Origin of the sequence: Roseateles sp. (genome assembly GCF_031397715.1) — a bacterium.
Classification (GTDB): Bacteria; Pseudomonadota; Gammaproteobacteria; order Burkholderiales; family Burkholderiaceae_C; genus Paucibacter_A.
The window spans coordinates 1-2,204 of sequence record NZ_JANNMI010000086.1; the positions used below are offsets into that span (position 1 = coordinate 1).

General features: G+C 61.6%; 2 protein-coding genes. One reads left to right on the forward strand and one right to left on the reverse strand.

Features of this window, described 5'->3' with window-relative positions; all coding sequences use genetic code 11:
• The coding region (locus RMO57_RS03810) for a ribonuclease E/G (protein ID WP_310384382.1) at positions 1–570 on the reverse strand (570 nt) is incomplete at its 3' end.
• Positions 571–1,444: 874 nt separating this feature from the next.
• On the opposite strand from RMO57_RS03810, the gene RMO57_RS03815 reads away from it, so the two are divergent.
• Positions 1,445–2,204 (forward strand): RluA family pseudouridine synthase (locus tag RMO57_RS03815; protein WP_321170840.1); only part of this gene is annotated, 760 nt, incomplete at its 3' end.

Below are 2,204 nucleotides of genomic sequence, written 5' to 3' on the forward strand. Positions count from 1 at the left end.
CCAGAGCTTGAGCATGTAGTTCAAGTCCCACTGCAGCTCGGCGGCCGAACGGCCAATGCCGGCGGTGCGGGCGATCAGGCTCATGCCCTTGGGGTACTCGAGCTGGTCGAGGTTTTCTTTCAGCTCTTCGCGGTCTTCGCCCTCGATGCGACGCGAAACACCACCGCCGCGCGGGTTGTTGGGCATCAGCACCAAATAACGGCCGGCCAGCGAGACAAAGGTCGTCAGTGCCGCGCCCTTGTTGCCGCGCTCTTCTTTTTCGACCTGAACCTGCAGTTCCTGGCCTTCGCGGATGCAGTCCTGGATGCGTGCGGTGCGCACGTCCACGCCTTCGCGGAAGTATTGGCGAGCGATTTCCTTGAAGGGCAGGAAGCCGTGGCGGTCTTCGCCGTAGTCGACAAAACAGGCCTCGAGCGAGGGCTCGACGCGGGTCACAACGGCCTTGTAGATATTGCCCTTGCGCTGTTCACGGCCTTCGATTTCGGTCTCGAAGTCCATCAGTTTTTGGCCATCAACGATGGCCAGGCGACGCTCTTCTGCCTGCGTCGCATTGATCAACATGCGTTTCATTGCTTGATTACTCCTTGTGCGCTCGGGGCCAAAGCCTTTGAGCGCGCTACAACACGTTGCCAAAGCAGCCCGAAAGCCGCCGCGGCAACACATCGATGCACGAGCAATCTGGATGAACCGAGGAAGGAATCGCCCTGGACTGAATTTGATCGCTGCCTGGGTCGGCGTGCGATCAGCAATTCAGCGTTGGCGCGTGCGACTCAGCAGGCGGCGCGGCTGGCCATTCCCATATACGCCCAGCCCGGGCATGCGCCCGGTGATGCTGGGCGGCCCGGCCACGGCGGCGCGCACAGCCTCACCGGCGGTTGGCCGGGGCTGTGTTTGAGGGCGGTGGGGGGTGAGGGGAGTGGCAATCATCCGCGAGGACTGTTGGACGCTAGACAGAGGCCGGTACGCGTTTTTGCGACGTTTTTGCGACCAACCTCATGCCTTTCAAATACCTTGTCTGTACCCAAACTACGCTTGTGCTCAATCGCAGCAAGCCCAGTCTCGGCGTGGCTCTATCTGTCATGCTCTACCGCACCACACCCGAAGCCGCCTTGTCACATGGGGACAAGGCCCGCTTCCGGCAGCGGCGCGTTGCATCACCTATTTGTTTCATACCGGGCGCAAACTAGCGCTTGATATGCCACCTGTTCGCCACTGATCTATCTAGGTTTCGGTCTTGATTTCAGTAAAACCGCCTGTGGCCATGGCCCAGGTAAAATCAGATAAATCAAATACTTACGGCTATAACGTGGTGAGCAACATTATAAGGGCTAAAGCCAAAGCGCCGGCCGCCACACAAACCCGCAGTAGGGCAGGGGCGGTCAGTGAGCGCGCGCCAACTACTCGGAGCGCAAATCCGCTTGCTGTCGAAGTAGCAGCGCCGGCCGTGCGCCGGGTGAAGGTGGACGAGAACTCGGCCGGCCAGCGCCTCGACAACTACTTGTTGCGCGAACTCAAGGGCGTGCCCAAGACACATGTCTACCGCATCATTCGGGCCGGCGAGGTGCGCGTCAACAAGGGCCGCGCGCATGCCGACACCCGTTTGGAGCTGGGCGACGAGGTGCGCGTGCCGCCGGTGCGATTGCCCGAACGGGTGCTTGAGCGGCCCGACTATGTGCCGGCGCGCGAGTTCGAGATCGTGTTCGAAGACGAGCACCTGCTCGCCATCAACAAGCCGGCCGGCGTCGCCGTGCACGGCGGCTCCGGCGTCAGCTTCGGCGTGATCGAGCAATTGCGCCAGGCCCGGCCGTTGGCCAAGTTTTTGGAACTGGTGCACCGGCTGGACAAGGAAACCTCGGGCCTGCTGCTGATCGCCAAGAAACGCAGCGCCCTGGTCGTCCTGCAGGAGCAGTTCCGCGAGCGCGAGACCGGCAAGACCTATGCCGCCCTGGTGGCCGGCGACTGGGCCGACAACAAAAAAGTCATCGACGTGCCCTTGCTGAAGTTCATAGGCAGCGATGGCGAGCGCTGGGTTCGAGCACTTCCCAATCCGAATGATCCTTCTGCCGATCAAGCCAAGCGATCCATCAGCTTGGTCAAGGTGGCGCAGCGCTTGAATGGCTACAGCCTGCTCGACGTCACCATCAAAACCGGCCGCACCCACCAGATCCGCGTCCACTTGGCCTACGGCGGCCACGCCATCGTCG